11 protein-coding genes and 2 tRNA genes are annotated in these 13,166 nt (G+C 60.6%); 7 read left to right on the top strand and 6 right to left on the bottom strand.

The window, feature by feature from the left end; translation table 11 throughout:
• Window positions 1–61: 61 nt before the first annotated feature.
• On the bottom strand, window positions 62–1,012 hold the full coding sequence (locus I9184_RS01005) for a GlxA family transcriptional regulator (RefSeq protein WP_209832356.1): 951 nt from the start codon (window positions 1,010–1,012) through the stop codon (window positions 62–64).
• Window positions 1,013–1,180: 168 nt separating this feature from the next.
• On the opposite strand from I9184_RS01005, the gene I9184_RS01010 reads away from it, so the two are divergent.
• The 4 genes from I9184_RS01010 to I9184_RS01025 are packed head-to-tail and all read left to right on the top strand — an operon-like array spanning window position 1,181 to window position 5,655.
• Window positions 1,181–1,891, top strand: coding sequence for a GntR family transcriptional regulator (locus I9184_RS01010; RefSeq protein WP_209832358.1), 711 nt, complete (start codon window positions 1,181–1,183; stop codon window positions 1,889–1,891).
• 7 nt (window positions 1,892–1,898) lie between these two features.
• Entirely contained in the window at window positions 1,899–2,816 is a 918-nt protein-coding gene (locus I9184_RS01015) for a dihydrodipicolinate synthase family protein (RefSeq protein ID WP_171722809.1), read from the top strand.
• Between the two features lie 5 nt (window positions 2,817–2,821).
• The gene (locus I9184_RS01020) at window positions 2,822–4,318 is read left to right on the top strand and encodes an aldehyde dehydrogenase (RefSeq protein WP_209832361.1); all 1,497 of its coding nucleotides are present in this window, start codon (window positions 2,822–2,824) and stop codon (window positions 4,316–4,318) included.
• Window positions 4,315–5,655, top strand: coding sequence for an FAD-binding oxidoreductase (locus tag I9184_RS01025; RefSeq protein ID WP_209832363.1), 1,341 nt, complete (start codon window positions 4,315–4,317; stop codon window positions 5,653–5,655). The genes I9184_RS01020 and I9184_RS01025 overlap by 4 nt, the downstream gene beginning before the upstream one ends.
• Window positions 5,656–5,665: 10 nt before the next feature.
• On the opposite strand, the gene I9184_RS01030 is transcribed toward I9184_RS01025, so the two are convergent.
• The 4 genes from I9184_RS01030 to I9184_RS01045 form a co-directional block, all read right to left on the bottom strand.
• Window positions 5,666–6,400: an SDR family oxidoreductase gene (locus I9184_RS01030; RefSeq protein WP_209832365.1), complete on the bottom strand. Its 735-nt coding sequence runs from the start codon at window positions 6,398–6,400 to the stop codon at window positions 5,666–5,668.
• Window positions 6,397–7,128, bottom strand: a complete 732-nt coding sequence (locus I9184_RS01035) for an SDR family oxidoreductase (protein WP_209832367.1) — start codon at window positions 7,126–7,128, stop codon at window positions 6,397–6,399. The genes I9184_RS01030 and I9184_RS01035 overlap by 4 nt, the downstream gene beginning before the upstream one ends.
• A gap of 14 nt (window positions 7,129–7,142) precedes the next feature.
• Entirely contained in the window at window positions 7,143–8,246 is a 1,104-nt protein-coding gene (locus tag I9184_RS01040; RefSeq protein ID WP_209832369.1) for a mandelate racemase/muconate lactonizing enzyme family protein, read from the bottom strand.
• Window positions 8,247–8,318: 72 nt separating this feature from the next.
• Complete coding sequence (locus tag I9184_RS01045; protein WP_209832371.1) at window positions 8,319–9,866, bottom strand: trimethylamine methyltransferase family protein; 1,548 nt, start codon at window positions 9,864–9,866, stop codon at window positions 8,319–8,321.
• Window positions 9,867–10,093: 227 nt separating this feature from the next.
• Here I9184_RS01045 and I9184_RS01050 point away from each other — a divergent pair, with 227 nt between their 5' ends.
• The 3 genes from I9184_RS01050 (at window position 10,094) to I9184_RS01060 (ending at window position 12,702) form a co-directional block, all read left to right on the top strand.
• The gene (locus I9184_RS01050; protein WP_209832373.1) at window positions 10,094–11,566 is read left to right on the top strand and encodes an NAD(P)/FAD-dependent oxidoreductase; all 1,473 of its coding nucleotides are present in this window, start codon (window positions 10,094–10,096) and stop codon (window positions 11,564–11,566) included.
• The gene (locus I9184_RS01055; protein ID WP_171722817.1) at window positions 11,567–12,553 is read left to right on the top strand and encodes an alpha/beta fold hydrolase; all 987 of its coding nucleotides are present in this window, start codon (window positions 11,567–11,569) and stop codon (window positions 12,551–12,553) included.
• Between the two features lie 72 nt (window positions 12,554–12,625).
• Window positions 12,626–12,702, top strand: a tRNA-Met gene (locus I9184_RS01060).
• 385 nt (window positions 12,703–13,087) lie between these two features.
• On the opposite strand, the gene I9184_RS01065 is transcribed toward I9184_RS01060, so the two are convergent.
• A tRNA-Thr gene (locus I9184_RS01065) sits at window positions 13,088–13,162 on the bottom strand.
• Window positions 13,163–13,166 lie beyond the last annotated feature (4 nt).

The raw sequence follows: 13,166 nt of genomic DNA on the forward strand, positions 1-13,166 counted from the left end.
GGCCGACAAAGCGCGGCATCCCCTGCCGTTTCGATTGCGGCAAAACCACTACCACACAATGTCAGTCGATCTTGTTGCGTTGCGCGTGCGGGGTGACGCCAAAGCTTGATCGGTAGACGCGCGAAAAATGGCCCGGGTTTTCAAAGCCGCAGGCCACGGCAATCTCGGTGACGGATGCTTCGGTCTGAAGCAGCAGTTTCTGGGCGCGTTCCAGCCGCATTTCCATGAAGTATTTCTTGGGCGACGTGTTGAGGTATTTTCCAAACAGCCGCTCAAGCTGCCGGGTTGAAATGCCAAGTTCTTCTGCAATGAACGAAGGGGAAACCGGGGTTTCGATACTGTCCTGCATGATTGTGATTGCCTTGGCGAGGTGCGCATTGCGCATTCCGTTGCGTGATTGCAGGGAAACCCGTTGTTTAGCTGTGGCATTGCGTACCGCGTTATAGACCATCTGATCCGCCACATCGATGGCCAGTTCTTCACCGTGATCGCGTTCGATCAGGTGCAGCATCAGATCCGCCGTTGCCGTTCCGCCAGATGCGGTAATGTGCTTTTCATCGGCCACGAACACGCTGCGTACCAGGTTGACCTCGGGAAAGGCCTCCATGAACGCGTCGTGATATTCCCAGTGGATTGCCGCTTGCATTCCGTCGAGAAAGCCAGCCTCGGCCAGCACCCATGCCCCCGAGCACAGGGCGCCGATTTTCGTGCCGCGCGCGCGTTCGCGGCGCAGGGTTGCAAGCAGGGGGCGGGTGACGTGGTCACGCATGTGAATGCCCGACAGAACAAACAGCTGATCACATTTGGCCAGACCCTGAAGCCCGGAATGCACCAGCGTGATGGATCCGTTCGAGCACACGGCCTGCTCGCCATGTTCTGACACAAAGGACCAGCGGTACAGTTCTTCGCCGCTCACAAGATTGGCGATCCGCAAGGGTTCGACTGCGCATGAAAACGCAAGGTGCGAGAACTCCTCGACAAGGACGAAAGTGATGTGCCGCGTCTGAGGCATGAGCAGTACCGTTTGCAAGCTGGGACAAAGCCCGGAACATGAGTCTATTTCGCAGGCTCCCATGCTGCACGAATTATTATTGTATACAAGTTGTATTTTTATGGAATACAAAACTGTGACCGCACGCGATTCGACCGCGTTCGCCGAACAGAAGGATGAGGCCAAAGCATGAAAGACGAAGCCAAGTCTCGTAAAAGCGCGCTGAAAGAGCACCTGAAAGTGTCCATCCTCACGCTGCGCCTGCGCCCAGGCGCCGATCTGGACGAAGCGCATTTGTCCGAGGAATTCGGCTTGTCGCGCACGCCGCTGCGCGAGGTGTTTCGACAATTGGCTGGCGAAGGCTATCTGGATCTGCGGACAAACCGCAGCGCCCGGGTTTCGGAAATGTCCTACACCACACTGCGCGACTTCTTCCTTGCCGCGCCCATGGTATACGGAGCGATCCTGCGTTTGGCGGCTTTGAATGCGTCGAACGCCCAGATCAATGATTTGAAAGAGGCCCAGCAGGCGTTCAAGGCGGCCCTTCGGTCCGGGTCCGGCGAGGACCGAGCCTTGGCCAACAACCGCTTTCATGACGTGACCGGCGAAATGTCCGGAAATGTCTACCTGCTGCCGTCGTTCAACCGGCTGTTGATCGATCACGCCCGGATCGGCATGACGTTTTATCGGCCTCAGACGGCTGAGATGTCCGAGAACCTGTCTCAAGCAAGCCGCCAGCACGACGCCATCATCGCCGCCATCGAGGCGCGTGACGAGGCGGCTGCTGCGCAGCTGGCCGAAGATCACTGGAACCTGTCACGCGATCAGATCGAGATGTTCGTGATGCCTGACGCGCTGGATGTCCCGATGGGAATCCCGCCCCTTTCGAAACCTGCATGAGGACGGAATGAACCCGATTTTCAAGTTTGAGGGGATTTATACCCCTGTGGTCACGCCCTATCACGACGATGGCAGCGTGAATTGGGACACGCTGTCCGACGTGATCGAATACCTGGTCGAAAACGGCGTGCATGGCCTGATCTCGGGGGGGTCGACCGGTGAGAACTATGCCCAGACCGTCCACGAACGTGTCGAACTGGCCCGGTTCACGCATGAGCAGTTGAAGGGCCGGTTGCCATTGGTGGTTGGCACAGGCGCGATGCTGACGCCGGATTCGATTGCCCTTGCCGCTGGCGCGCGCGAAATCGGCGCCGATGCGATCCTGCTGGCCAGCCCGCCGTATTCGGTGCCGACTGATCGGGAAAACGCGCTGAATGCGCTGGCCATCGACAAGGCCGCGGACCTGCCGGTGATGCTGTACAACTACCCGCACCGCACCGGCACGATGATGGGTGAGGAATTCCTCGACCGCGTTGGCCGCAGTCGCAACTTCTGCGGCATCAAGGAAAGCTCGGGCGATATCAACCGGGTGCATTTGCTGGCCCGCGACTATCCGCATATCCAGCTTGGCTGCGGCATGGATGATCAGGCGCTCGAATTCTTTGCCTGGGGTGCGCCGTTCTGGGTGTGCGGCGGGTCCAACTTCCTGCCTGCCGAACACGTGGCTCTGTATCAGGCCTGCGTGGTCGAAGGGAATTTCAACAAAGGCCGCCGGATCATGTCTGCGATGATGCCGCTGATGCGGGTGCTGGAACAGGGTGGCAAGTTCATCCAGACCATCAAGCATGGCGTCACCATGAACGGGATCGATGCGGGCGCTATGCGGCCTCCGTTGAAGGGCTTGAACAAGGACGACAAACGCGCGCTGGAACAGGTCACGCGCGTGCTGAAAAAGACAATCGCCGACATCGTGGCGGAAGGGTAAGAGACATGGATCTGCTGACACAGGACGAATACAAATCCATCGCCGCAGGCCTGAACCTGCCGACCGGGGCGTTCATCGACGGCGCATTCCGCCCGGCGGTCTCGGGTGAGACGTTTGCAACCGTAAACCCGGCCACCGGCGACAAGCTTGCCGATATCGCATGCTGCGGTGCGGCGGATGTGGATTTTGCAGTCGAAAAAGCGCGCGAGGCCTTCGACGATGGCCGCTGGTCGAAACTGCACCCGTCCGAGCGCAAGGACGTGCTGATCCGGCTGGCCAAGCTGATGACCCGCAATGCCCGCGAACTGGCGGTGATGGAAAGCCTCGACAGTGGCAAGACCATCTATGACTGCGAAACCGTGGACGTGCCCGAAACCATCCACTGTCTGAAATGGCATGCCGAGGCGATCGACAAGATCTACGATCAGGTCGCACCTGCCAGCGACGACCATATCGCCATGGTCGTGCGTGAGCCGATCGGCGTCGTGGGGCTGGTACTGCCGTGGAACTTCCCCCTGCTGATGCTGGCGTGGAAGATCGGCCCGGCACTGGCGGCGGGATGTTCAGTGGTTGTGAAACCCGCGGCTGAAACCACACTGACCGCGCTGCGTATGGCCGAACTGGCGATGGAGGCTGGCCTTCCCCGCGGCGTGCTGAACATCGTACCGGGTGGCGGTGCCGACGTGGGCGAACCCATCGGGCGGCACATGGATATCGACATGGTGTCCTTCACCGGCTCGACGGTGACGGGCAAACGGTTCCTGACCTATTCGGCGGAAAGCAACGCCAAAGAAGTGGTGCTTGAGATGGGCGGCAAGAACCCTGCCATCGTCATGGATGACGCCGAAAACCTAGACCGGGTGGCGGCGCATGTGGTGAACGGTGCGTTCTGGAACATGGGCGAGAACTGCTCTGCCTCGTCGCGCCTGATCGTGCACAAAGACGTGAAAGCCGAACTGCTGGACCGCATCGCGCATCACGCCAAACAGTGGAACATCGGCGACCCGCTGGATCCTGAAACCCGCATGGGCGCGCTGGTCAGCGAAGGGCATTACAACAAGGTCTGCGGATATCTCGATCAGGTTGAAAACGTGGTGATCGGCGGCAAGGCCGATAAAGGCTTTGTCGAGGCGACCGTCGTCGAAGTGCCGGGCAATGACGCCGTGCTTGCCCGAGAGGAGATCTTCGGCCCGGTCCTGTCGGTGATCGAAGTGTCGGGCTTTGACGAGGCCATCAAGATCGCCAATGACACCGACTATGGCTTGTGTGCCTCGATCTTTACCGCCAACGCCAAACGGGCCATTCGTGGTGCGCGGGCGATCCGGGCGGGCACCGTGACCGTCAACAGCTTTGGCGAAGGCGACATCACCACGCCGTTTGGCGGCTACAAGCAATCGGGCTTTGGCGGGCGCGACAACTCGATCCATGCGCATGATCAGTACACCCAGCTGAAAACCATCTGGATCGATCTTGCAGACGACGCCGGCGAGGCTGTGGATTGACACGATACGAGGCAAAAAGACTGCCGCGGCAGACCGGTCCGGCGGGATGGAATGCCATCCTGCCGCCCCAGGACCCTCTGCCAGAGCTCGAACAGGACCTGACCGCCGACATCACCATTGTCGGCGGAGGGTTTGCCGGGCTGACGGCGGCGCGGCGATTGCACCAACTGGACCCTTCGCTGAAGATCGCCCTGCTGGAAGCGGGCCGATTCGCCGATGGTTCGGCGGGGCGGAACTCGGGGTTCATGATCGACTTGCCGCATGATCTGGCCTCGGACAATTACGCAGGCGATGGGCTGGAAGCGGATCGCGCCGCCATTGCCCTGAACCGCAAGGCCATCGCCTTCGCGGCCGAGGTCGCCGCCGATTGCGACCTGCCGCAGGAAATGTTCGACCCTTGCGGAAAATACAATGCGGCCGCCACACGGGCAGGAGACGCCCATAACCGCGCCTTCGCCGAGTATCTGACCAAACTGGATGAGCCGCACACGCTGTACGACAAAAAGCAGATGCAAGAGATCACGGGCAGCCCGCATTATGTTTCGGGGCTGTTTGCGCCGGGGACGGTGATGATCCAGCCCGCAGCCTATGTGCGGGCGTTGTCGGGTCAATTGGCTGACCAAATCAACGTATTCGAGAACGCGCCAGTCACCAGCTTTGAAAAGCAGGGCGCAGGTTGGGTGGTCAACACCGCCAGGGCCAAAGTCAGCACCGGGCGGATCGTTCTGGCCAACAATGGCCATCTGGAAAGCTTCGGATTCTACCAACGGCAATTGATGCATATCTGCCTCTACGCCTCGATCACGGCGCCGCTGACCGAGGCGCAGATCAAGACACTGGGCGGGCAACCGCGCTGGTCGGTGACCCCGGCGGATCCGATGGGCACCTCGGTCCGGCGCATTTCGGGCAGCTACGGGGATCGCATCCTGATCCGCACCGGATCCAGTTTTCACCCGACGATAGAAACCACCCGGATGCGGTTGCGCAATGCCGGCTGGGTGCATGACCGGAAGTTCCGTGAACGCTTTCCGCATCTGCCCGATGTACGGATGGAGCATCGCTGGGCCGGGATGCTGTGCCTCAGCCGCAATGGGTCTGCGGCGTTCGGCGAAGTGGCGGATGGCGTGTTCTCGGCCTGCTGCCAGAACGGCCTGGGCATCGCCCGCGGCACCCTGCAAGGCATGGGCATCGCGGAACTGGCGCTGCAAGGCGGATCAGAGATCGCGGATCACTTTCTGGGGCAGCCGGATCTTCCGCGATTGCCGCCCGAGCCATTCGCCTCGCTTGGGGCGAACAGCTATCTGATCTGGAAAGAATGGCGGTCCGGCAAGGAATGACGCGTGGGCATCAGGGCAAGCTCAGCTTGGCCATACGCCCACCATCTATCGTAAAGACCTGCCCGGTGATGAAACCCGCATCCCCGGACGCCAGAAACGCGACGAGCGCGGCAACTTCTTCAGACCGCCCTGTTCGGGCCACCGGGTGGATCTTGGCGATGTCGCGACGGAATGCGGACGGGTCGGGCATGGATTCGATGAAATCTTCGTTCAACTCGGTGTCGATCCAACCGGGCGCGACGGCGTTGCAGCGGATACCTTCGCCCCCGTGATCCACGGCAACGGCGCGGGTCAGGCCGTGCAACCCTGCCTTTGATGCGCAATAGGCAGCGTGACCAGGATTGCTGCCTAAGCCTTCGATGGATCCGGTGTTGACGATGGCGCCCTTGGTCTGGCGTAGATGCGGCAGCGCGGCCTTGATCATCAGGAACGGGGCGGTCAGGTTCACCGTCAGGTTGCGGTGCCAGTCCTCAAGGCTCATTCCTTCGACCGAGGCTTCCTGCATCATGCCGGCGTTGTTGGCCAACACGTCCAGACGCCCGGCTTTCGCGATCACTTTGTTGACCACCTGTGCCGGGCTGTCGGGAAGGGTGAAATCTGCAGCAATGCCTTGGAATTCGGTGTCCTGACCACGTTGGGCGGTGAAGACCAGTGCGCCTTCGTCGTGCAAACGCCGGGCAATGGCCTTGCCGATGCCGCTGCGCCCGCCGGTGACCAGTGCCACCTTTCCATCGAACCGCTTCATGATACCGGTTTCCCTCCATTGACCTCGACGAGTGTGCCGCAAACATAGCGCGACGCGTCCGAGACAAGGAACATGATGACGTCGGCGATATCCTCGGGCTCGGCGATCCGGCCCAGCGGCACGGTCCGGCCCAGTTCGGCCACGGCTGTATCGGGGTCAAAGCCGCGCTTTTCAAAGCCTGATCGCAGCATCGGGGTATTCACCTCGTTCGGGCAAACGGCGTTGATGCGGATACCCTGATGGGCGTGATCCATGCCCATGCACTGGGTCAGGGACGCGATGGCCGCCTTGGTCATGCAATAGACCGCATGATTGGGGCCGGGGCGCAGCCCCCAGCAGGACGCGGTGTTGACGATGGCCCCGCCGCCAGCGTCCGCCATGATCGGAATTGCCGCACGACAAATGCGGAACGGTGCTTCGACATTGACACCCAATGACAGAGACCAATTCGCATCAGACGTATCCGTGACCGACCCGCGCGTGATGACGCCCGCATTGTTGATCACGATGTCAAGCCCGCCCAATGCGGACGCGGCTGCGCCGGGCAGCTGGTCTGCATATTCGGGAACAAGCAGATCACCGGGCAGATGTGCCTCGGCCTCGATGGCATCGACAGCCCGGTCGGCGACTGCGACCCGCGCCCCGGCATTGCGCAGGCGTTGAACGATTGACGCCCCGATGCCGCCAGCCGCGCCAGTGACCAGAGCCGATTTTCCTTTCAGGTTCATGACGTCATCCACTTTTAGAACGATGCGACAGGTGTGCCGAGCAGGCCTTCATCAGGAACCACGCCCAGCCCCGGCCCGGTTGGCAGCGCGATATGCCCGGCCTCGATCCGGATGCCGTTTTCAGGATCGTAGTTGCCTTCGATATATGGCGCAGCCAGCCAGACGCCTTCCAGCAGGTCGGGCCGAACGGTTGCACCGATATGGGTACATGCAGCGGCGATGATATCCCCGCCCCAGCTGTCATCGCAGGTATGGGGCAGGTTGCGCGCCTCGCAGATGTCGCGGAAGGCGCGCATCGGATGCAGGCCGCCGATGCGGGTGACCTTCATGCCGAACCCGTCGACCAGACCGGTGCCCGCCGCCGAGATCACGGTGTTCAGGCTGGTGCTGTTTTCATCCATATAGATGCCATGCGTGACCTGAGGCCGGATCTTCCTGAGATCTTCGATTGTGTTGCAGGGCTGTTCCATGATGAAGGGGATTTCGGGGCATTCGCGACTGACCCGCAGGGCGTCTCGTGTGGTCCAGCCCCGGTTGCCGTCGACGGCCAGACGCATACCCGATCCCTTGACCACGTCCCAAACCTTTCGGATGGTTTCGATGTCGATCTCGACCGGGCGGCCTCCGACCTTGATTTGCAGACGCGGGTAGCCTTCGGCCATTTTCTCGGCAGCCAGTTTCGCAATGTCGTCGGGTGCACCGACGCCCGTGGCATAATAGGACGGCACCTTGTCCGAGACCGCTCCGCCCAGCAAATCGGAAACCGGAACACCCAAGTGTTTGCCAAGCAGGTCGTGCGCCGCAATGTCGATGGCGGCCTTGGCATAACCATGACCGTTCAACAGCCCATCCATCCGGCGATGCAAGGCCAGAGGCAGGACCTCTGTTCCGATCAGGCCCGGGGCCATTTCGACCAGAGCAGCGCGCGCCCCGGCGGCGTGCGCCTCGGCATAGGTCGGGCCAACCGGGCAGGTCTCGCCCCAGCCGGTCAGACCGTTGTCCGACACGATTTTGACCAGCGTGGTATCCAGCGCCCAGACCTGAGCGTTGGCCATGGTATAGGGCCCGTTTTTGACCGGCAGGTCGTGGCTGTAGATATGCAGTTCGGCGATCTTCATCTTGGTTTACGTGTCTTGAGTGGAAAAAAGGGCCCACCCGGATGACGGGTGGGCAAGTACGGGGAGTGTGGATCAGTATGTTTGGTTCAACTCGTCCGCCGCCGGGATTTCCCTTTCGCGGCGGGCGATATAGTCCAGAAGGGCCTCGTTCTTGGCCTCGTCCAGCTTTGGTTCTTCATATTCGGCCAATAGTTTCCGCGCATGTTTCAGGGCACGTTCGGTGATTTCCACCTCCCCCTCGGCCACCCATTGCTCGATCGAGTTGTTGTCGAACAGTTCCGGCATGAAGAACGCGGTCTGAAAGTTGTCCTGCGTGTGCGGATGACCCAGATAATGCCCGCCGGGCCCCACATCGGGAACCGCTGCCAGGGCCTGGTCGAAATCGTGCCACTTTGGGCCTTCCGCCATCCGGTAAGCCATCGCGCATTGTTCGGCGTCGACGATAAACTTGGCGACCGAACAGTGCATGCCCGCCTCGTTCCAGCCTGCCGAATGCCAGATATAATTGGCCCCGGCGTGAATGACCGCACTGAGCGTCGTGGCGGATTCGTACCCGGCCTGTGCATCAAAGGTCTTGGCCCCACCCAGAGTGTTCGAAGTGCGCCACGGTACGTCGTAGAAGCGCGCCATCTGGCCGATCATGAAGTTCATCAGGCTGATTTCGGGCGTGCCGGCCATCGGCGCGCCGGATTTCATCGAAACGGTCGACAGGTAATGTCCCCAGATCGCCGGGCAGCCCTTGCGGATCACCTGCGTATAGGCCAGCGCCGAAAGCGCCTCGGCGGTCAGCTGCGCCACGGTCGCGGGCACCGATGCCGGGGTGTTCGCGCCACCCAGAACAAAGGGCGAGCACAGAACCGGCTGATTGCGGCGGCAGAAGGCCCGCATCGCACCCAGCATGGTTTCGTCCCACACCAGTGGGCTGTTGCCGTTGCAGTTGCCGGTGGTGACCGGATGATCGTCAATGAACCCTTCGCCGAACAGGATATCGCACATATCCATCACATCCTCGGCATTCCTGGGCGAGGTGGTCATGCCCATGAAGGTCTTGTCCGAGTACTTCATCGACGAATAGGTGATGCGCAGGTGCCGCTGGCTGATCGGGTGGTCGTAGGGCTCGACAATGTGATGGGCCGAGCTGTGCAGCGCCGGCATCATGTGCGACAGCTTGTGGAACATCGCCAGATCATCCAGCGTCGGGTTCCGGCGCACGTCATCCAGATCGCGCAGGAAAGGGGCCCCGGTCATTGGCACGAAGATCGCGTGCTTGCCACCCAGTGCAAGGTTCTTTTGCGGATCGCGCGCGTGATAGGTGAACTGCGCCGGAATGGTCGAGATCAGCTCGCGCACCATATTTCGGTCCAGATAGACCAGTTCGCCGTCAACCTTGGCCCCGGCTTTTTTCCAGTCTTCCTGCGCGATGGGGTCGCGGAACTGAACGCCGACATTTTCCAGAATGTCCATCGCCGCATTGTCGATGCGCTCAACCTGGGTTGCGTCCATGACCTCGCACAGCGGGATGCCTCGGGTCAGGCCCGGCAGCATGTCGAAATTTGGAGCGGTGCGTTGGGCTCGGCGGGCAGAACGTCCGCCGGAACGCGTGACAGTGCGAGTGGTCAAGGGGCAATCCTCCAATTTTGAAACAAACTGACGGATTCGCGGCGCAACCACCTCTCTGATTGCGATATGTGCTTGCAATAAGCGACACGGGTCATTCCAAATAATTTTGTCCCTGCGTAACGAAAAAGACGCCGGGTCATTGTTACCTGTGTGACCTACTTCACAGCCAGGCAAGTGCATAAATCTGCAACAGATAAACGCAGGGTTGTTTCAGAAGGCACTCACTCATGCACCACAAAACAGAGATGCTGATCGTCGGCGCCGGGTTTGCCGGGCTGACGATGGCGCTTGAGGCGCGCAAGCGCGGTATCAAGGATATCGCGATTTTGGAAAAGGCCGATGATATCGGGGGGACATGGCGCGAAAATACCTATCCCGGTGTCGCCTGTGATGTGCCGTCGCATCTGTATTCCATGGCGACCCATCTCAACCCGCATTGGAGCCGCGCCTATGCCGGTGGAGCGGAAATTCAGGCTTATCTGCAAAATGTCGCGCGTCAGGAAGGGTTGTATGACCTGTGCCATTTCCGGCAGGAGCTGAAATCGGCCAGGTGGGATGGAACGCGATGGCAAGTTGAAACGATGGATGGCCAGCAATGGTCGGCGCGGTTTCTGGTCTCGGCCATTGGCGCACTTCATTATCCCAGCATCCCGGATATCCCCGGCGCCGACGGTTTTTCGGGGCCCAGTTTCCACTCGGCCGAATGGAATCACGAAGTCGATCTGACCGGCAAGCGCGTGGCGGTCGTTGGAACCGGCGCATCCGCCGTTCAGTTTGTACCCGAGATCGCCAAGATTGCAGGCCACGTCGCGATCTTTCAACGCAGTGCGCCTTACGTGATGCCGCGCCCGGACGGTCCGATTGCGCCCTGGGTGCGCAGCCTTTACGCTTGGCTTCCCATTTTGCCCCGCATTCGGCGCAAGCTGATATTCATGATCTTCGAATTTCGCCACCGCGTGTTTCGTGGTGAGGAACGCGCGGTGAATTTTGCTTTGAAGATGTGGCAAAAGGCATTGGAGCGCGCCATCACCGATCCGGTCGAACGGCGGACTCTGACCCCCGACTATCGGATCGGCTGCAAACGTATCCTGAGTTCGAACGATTGGTACCCGACCCTGGCCCGCGACAATGTCAGCGTTGTTCCGAAGGGCGTCGCTCGAATCGAAGGTGACACGGTCATCGCGGCGGATGGCACCCGGACCAAGGCGGATGTCTTGATCTGGGGCACCGGGTTTCACGTAACCGACGTGGTCGAGCGTCTGGACATTACCGGTACGGACGGGCTGACGCTGCGCTCTGCCTGGTCGGATGGCATGTGCGCGCATCTGGGTACCGCAGTTTCGGGTTTTCCCAATTTCTTCCTGCTTCTGGGGCCGCATACCGGGTTGGGGCACAACTCGGTCGTGCTGATGATCGAGGCCCAGGTTGGCCATATCGGCCGGGTCCTGAGCGAGATGCAGCGCGAAGGGTTGTCCGCAATCACTCCAGACGCCGCAAAACAGGCGGCGTTCACGCGGGAAATGCACAGCCGCCACGCGGACGGCGTCTGGCAGGCCGGCGGCTGTACATCCTGGTACATGGATGCGGAAGGCCGAAACACGACCTTGTGGCCCGGCACCGTTGCCGAGTTTCAGAAACGCATGGCACAATCAGGGTTGGAGCAATACGGACCCGCCGCCCCTGGCAATGGAGAAAGTTGAATGACAACCGTTCTGATCGCAATCGCCGTCCTTGTTGCGGTTCTGTTTGTCTTGAACCTGTGGACCCGGAAGATTACCCGCCGGGGTCGTGAAACCGTGCCGCAGCTGGGTCAGATCACACCCGTTCGCGGCGGCAGCATCCACTATGTGGAAAAGGGAAATCCCGAGGCGCAGACCATCGTCATGATTCACGGTCTGGCCGGGCAGTTGCAGCACTTTACCTATGCGTTGGTGGATCTTCTGGCCGACGACTACCACGTTATCGCGCTGGACCGGCCGGGATGCGGGTATTCAACGCGCGATACGGCCGAGCTGGCGCAATTGCCCCACCAGGCAGGCATGATTGCCGAGTTTCTGGACAAAAAAGGCGTGGACCGCGCCGTTCTGGTCGGCCATTCACTGGGGGGCGCGGTTTCACTAGCGATGGCACTGGACCATCCGGCCCGGGTCGCCGGTCTGGCGCTGCTGGCGCCGCTGACGCACAAACTGCCCGAAACCCCGGCGATCTTCAAACCGCTTGAGATCCGCTCCGAATGGATGCGCAGCCTGATCGGCAACACGCTTGCCGTTCCCCTTGCGTCCCGAACCGCGCCGCACACGCTGAGCGCAGCGTTTGATCCGGAAACCCCGCCGGACGACTTTCTGGACCGGGCAGGCGGCGCGCTTGGCCTGCGGCCTTCCGCCTTTGTCACGGCCTCTCAGGACGTTGCCGGGGTCGATGCAAGTATCAATGCGCAGGTCGCGCGCTATCCGAAACTGACTGTCCCCGGGGGCATCTTGTATGGCCGTCAGGACGCGATACTGTCACCGCCGCTGCACGGGCCGACAATGACCGAGTTCGGGCTGAGTTACGAAGAGCTGGACGGGTTCGGCCACATGATTCCGATCACAGAGCCCGAAATCTGTGCCGTCTTCATCCGCAGGATGACCGACGCCACCACATCCCCTCGAACATCCTTGCAGGCCAGGCCATCAGAGCAGGCGTGAAAGAAATCTTGAGGTTGGTTGATTTCCCTCTTGACCCTCCCGGGCCCCTCGCTTACATCGCCTCTCACTCACGGCGGAGTAGCTCAGTTGGTTAGAGCAGCGGAATCATAATCCGCGTGTCGGGGGTTCAAGTCCCTCCTCCGCTACCAAAACCCTTCCCATTTTGTTGTATGGTTTGAGGCCGCAACGCCGGGGATCCTCCTTCGCTTGTGTTTCTACGTATCCAGCCGGCAACACCCGTCTTTGTGCAGATGCTGCCAGCTTGTTCTGGCGTGCCTTGTGCGTCAGATCCGCCCCATGCCGTTAAACAGCCGGGGGTCTGCGTCCTTGATCGCCCGGCTGCCGTGCTTTACCCGTGTGTGTTGTCGATCACGGCGATATCCCCGTCCTGCCAGTTGATTTCGACCGTGCAGCTTTCGGCGATGTCGTGTTCTTCGTTCGTCAAGAAAACCTCCGCCGCCCCAAATCAGGGAATTTACAGGAAGTGTCCCGAGAGTCCGAGCATATCTACAACATCGACTAAATCGGAAATCATGGTGCTGCTGGAGAGAATTGAACTCTCGACCTCTCCCTTACCAAGGGAGTGCTCTACCTCTGAGCTACAGCAGCGCTG

This window comes from Ruegeria sp. HKCCE3926, from assembly GCF_017872515.1.
GTDB lineage: Bacteria > Pseudomonadota > Alphaproteobacteria > Rhodobacterales > Rhodobacteraceae > Ruegeria.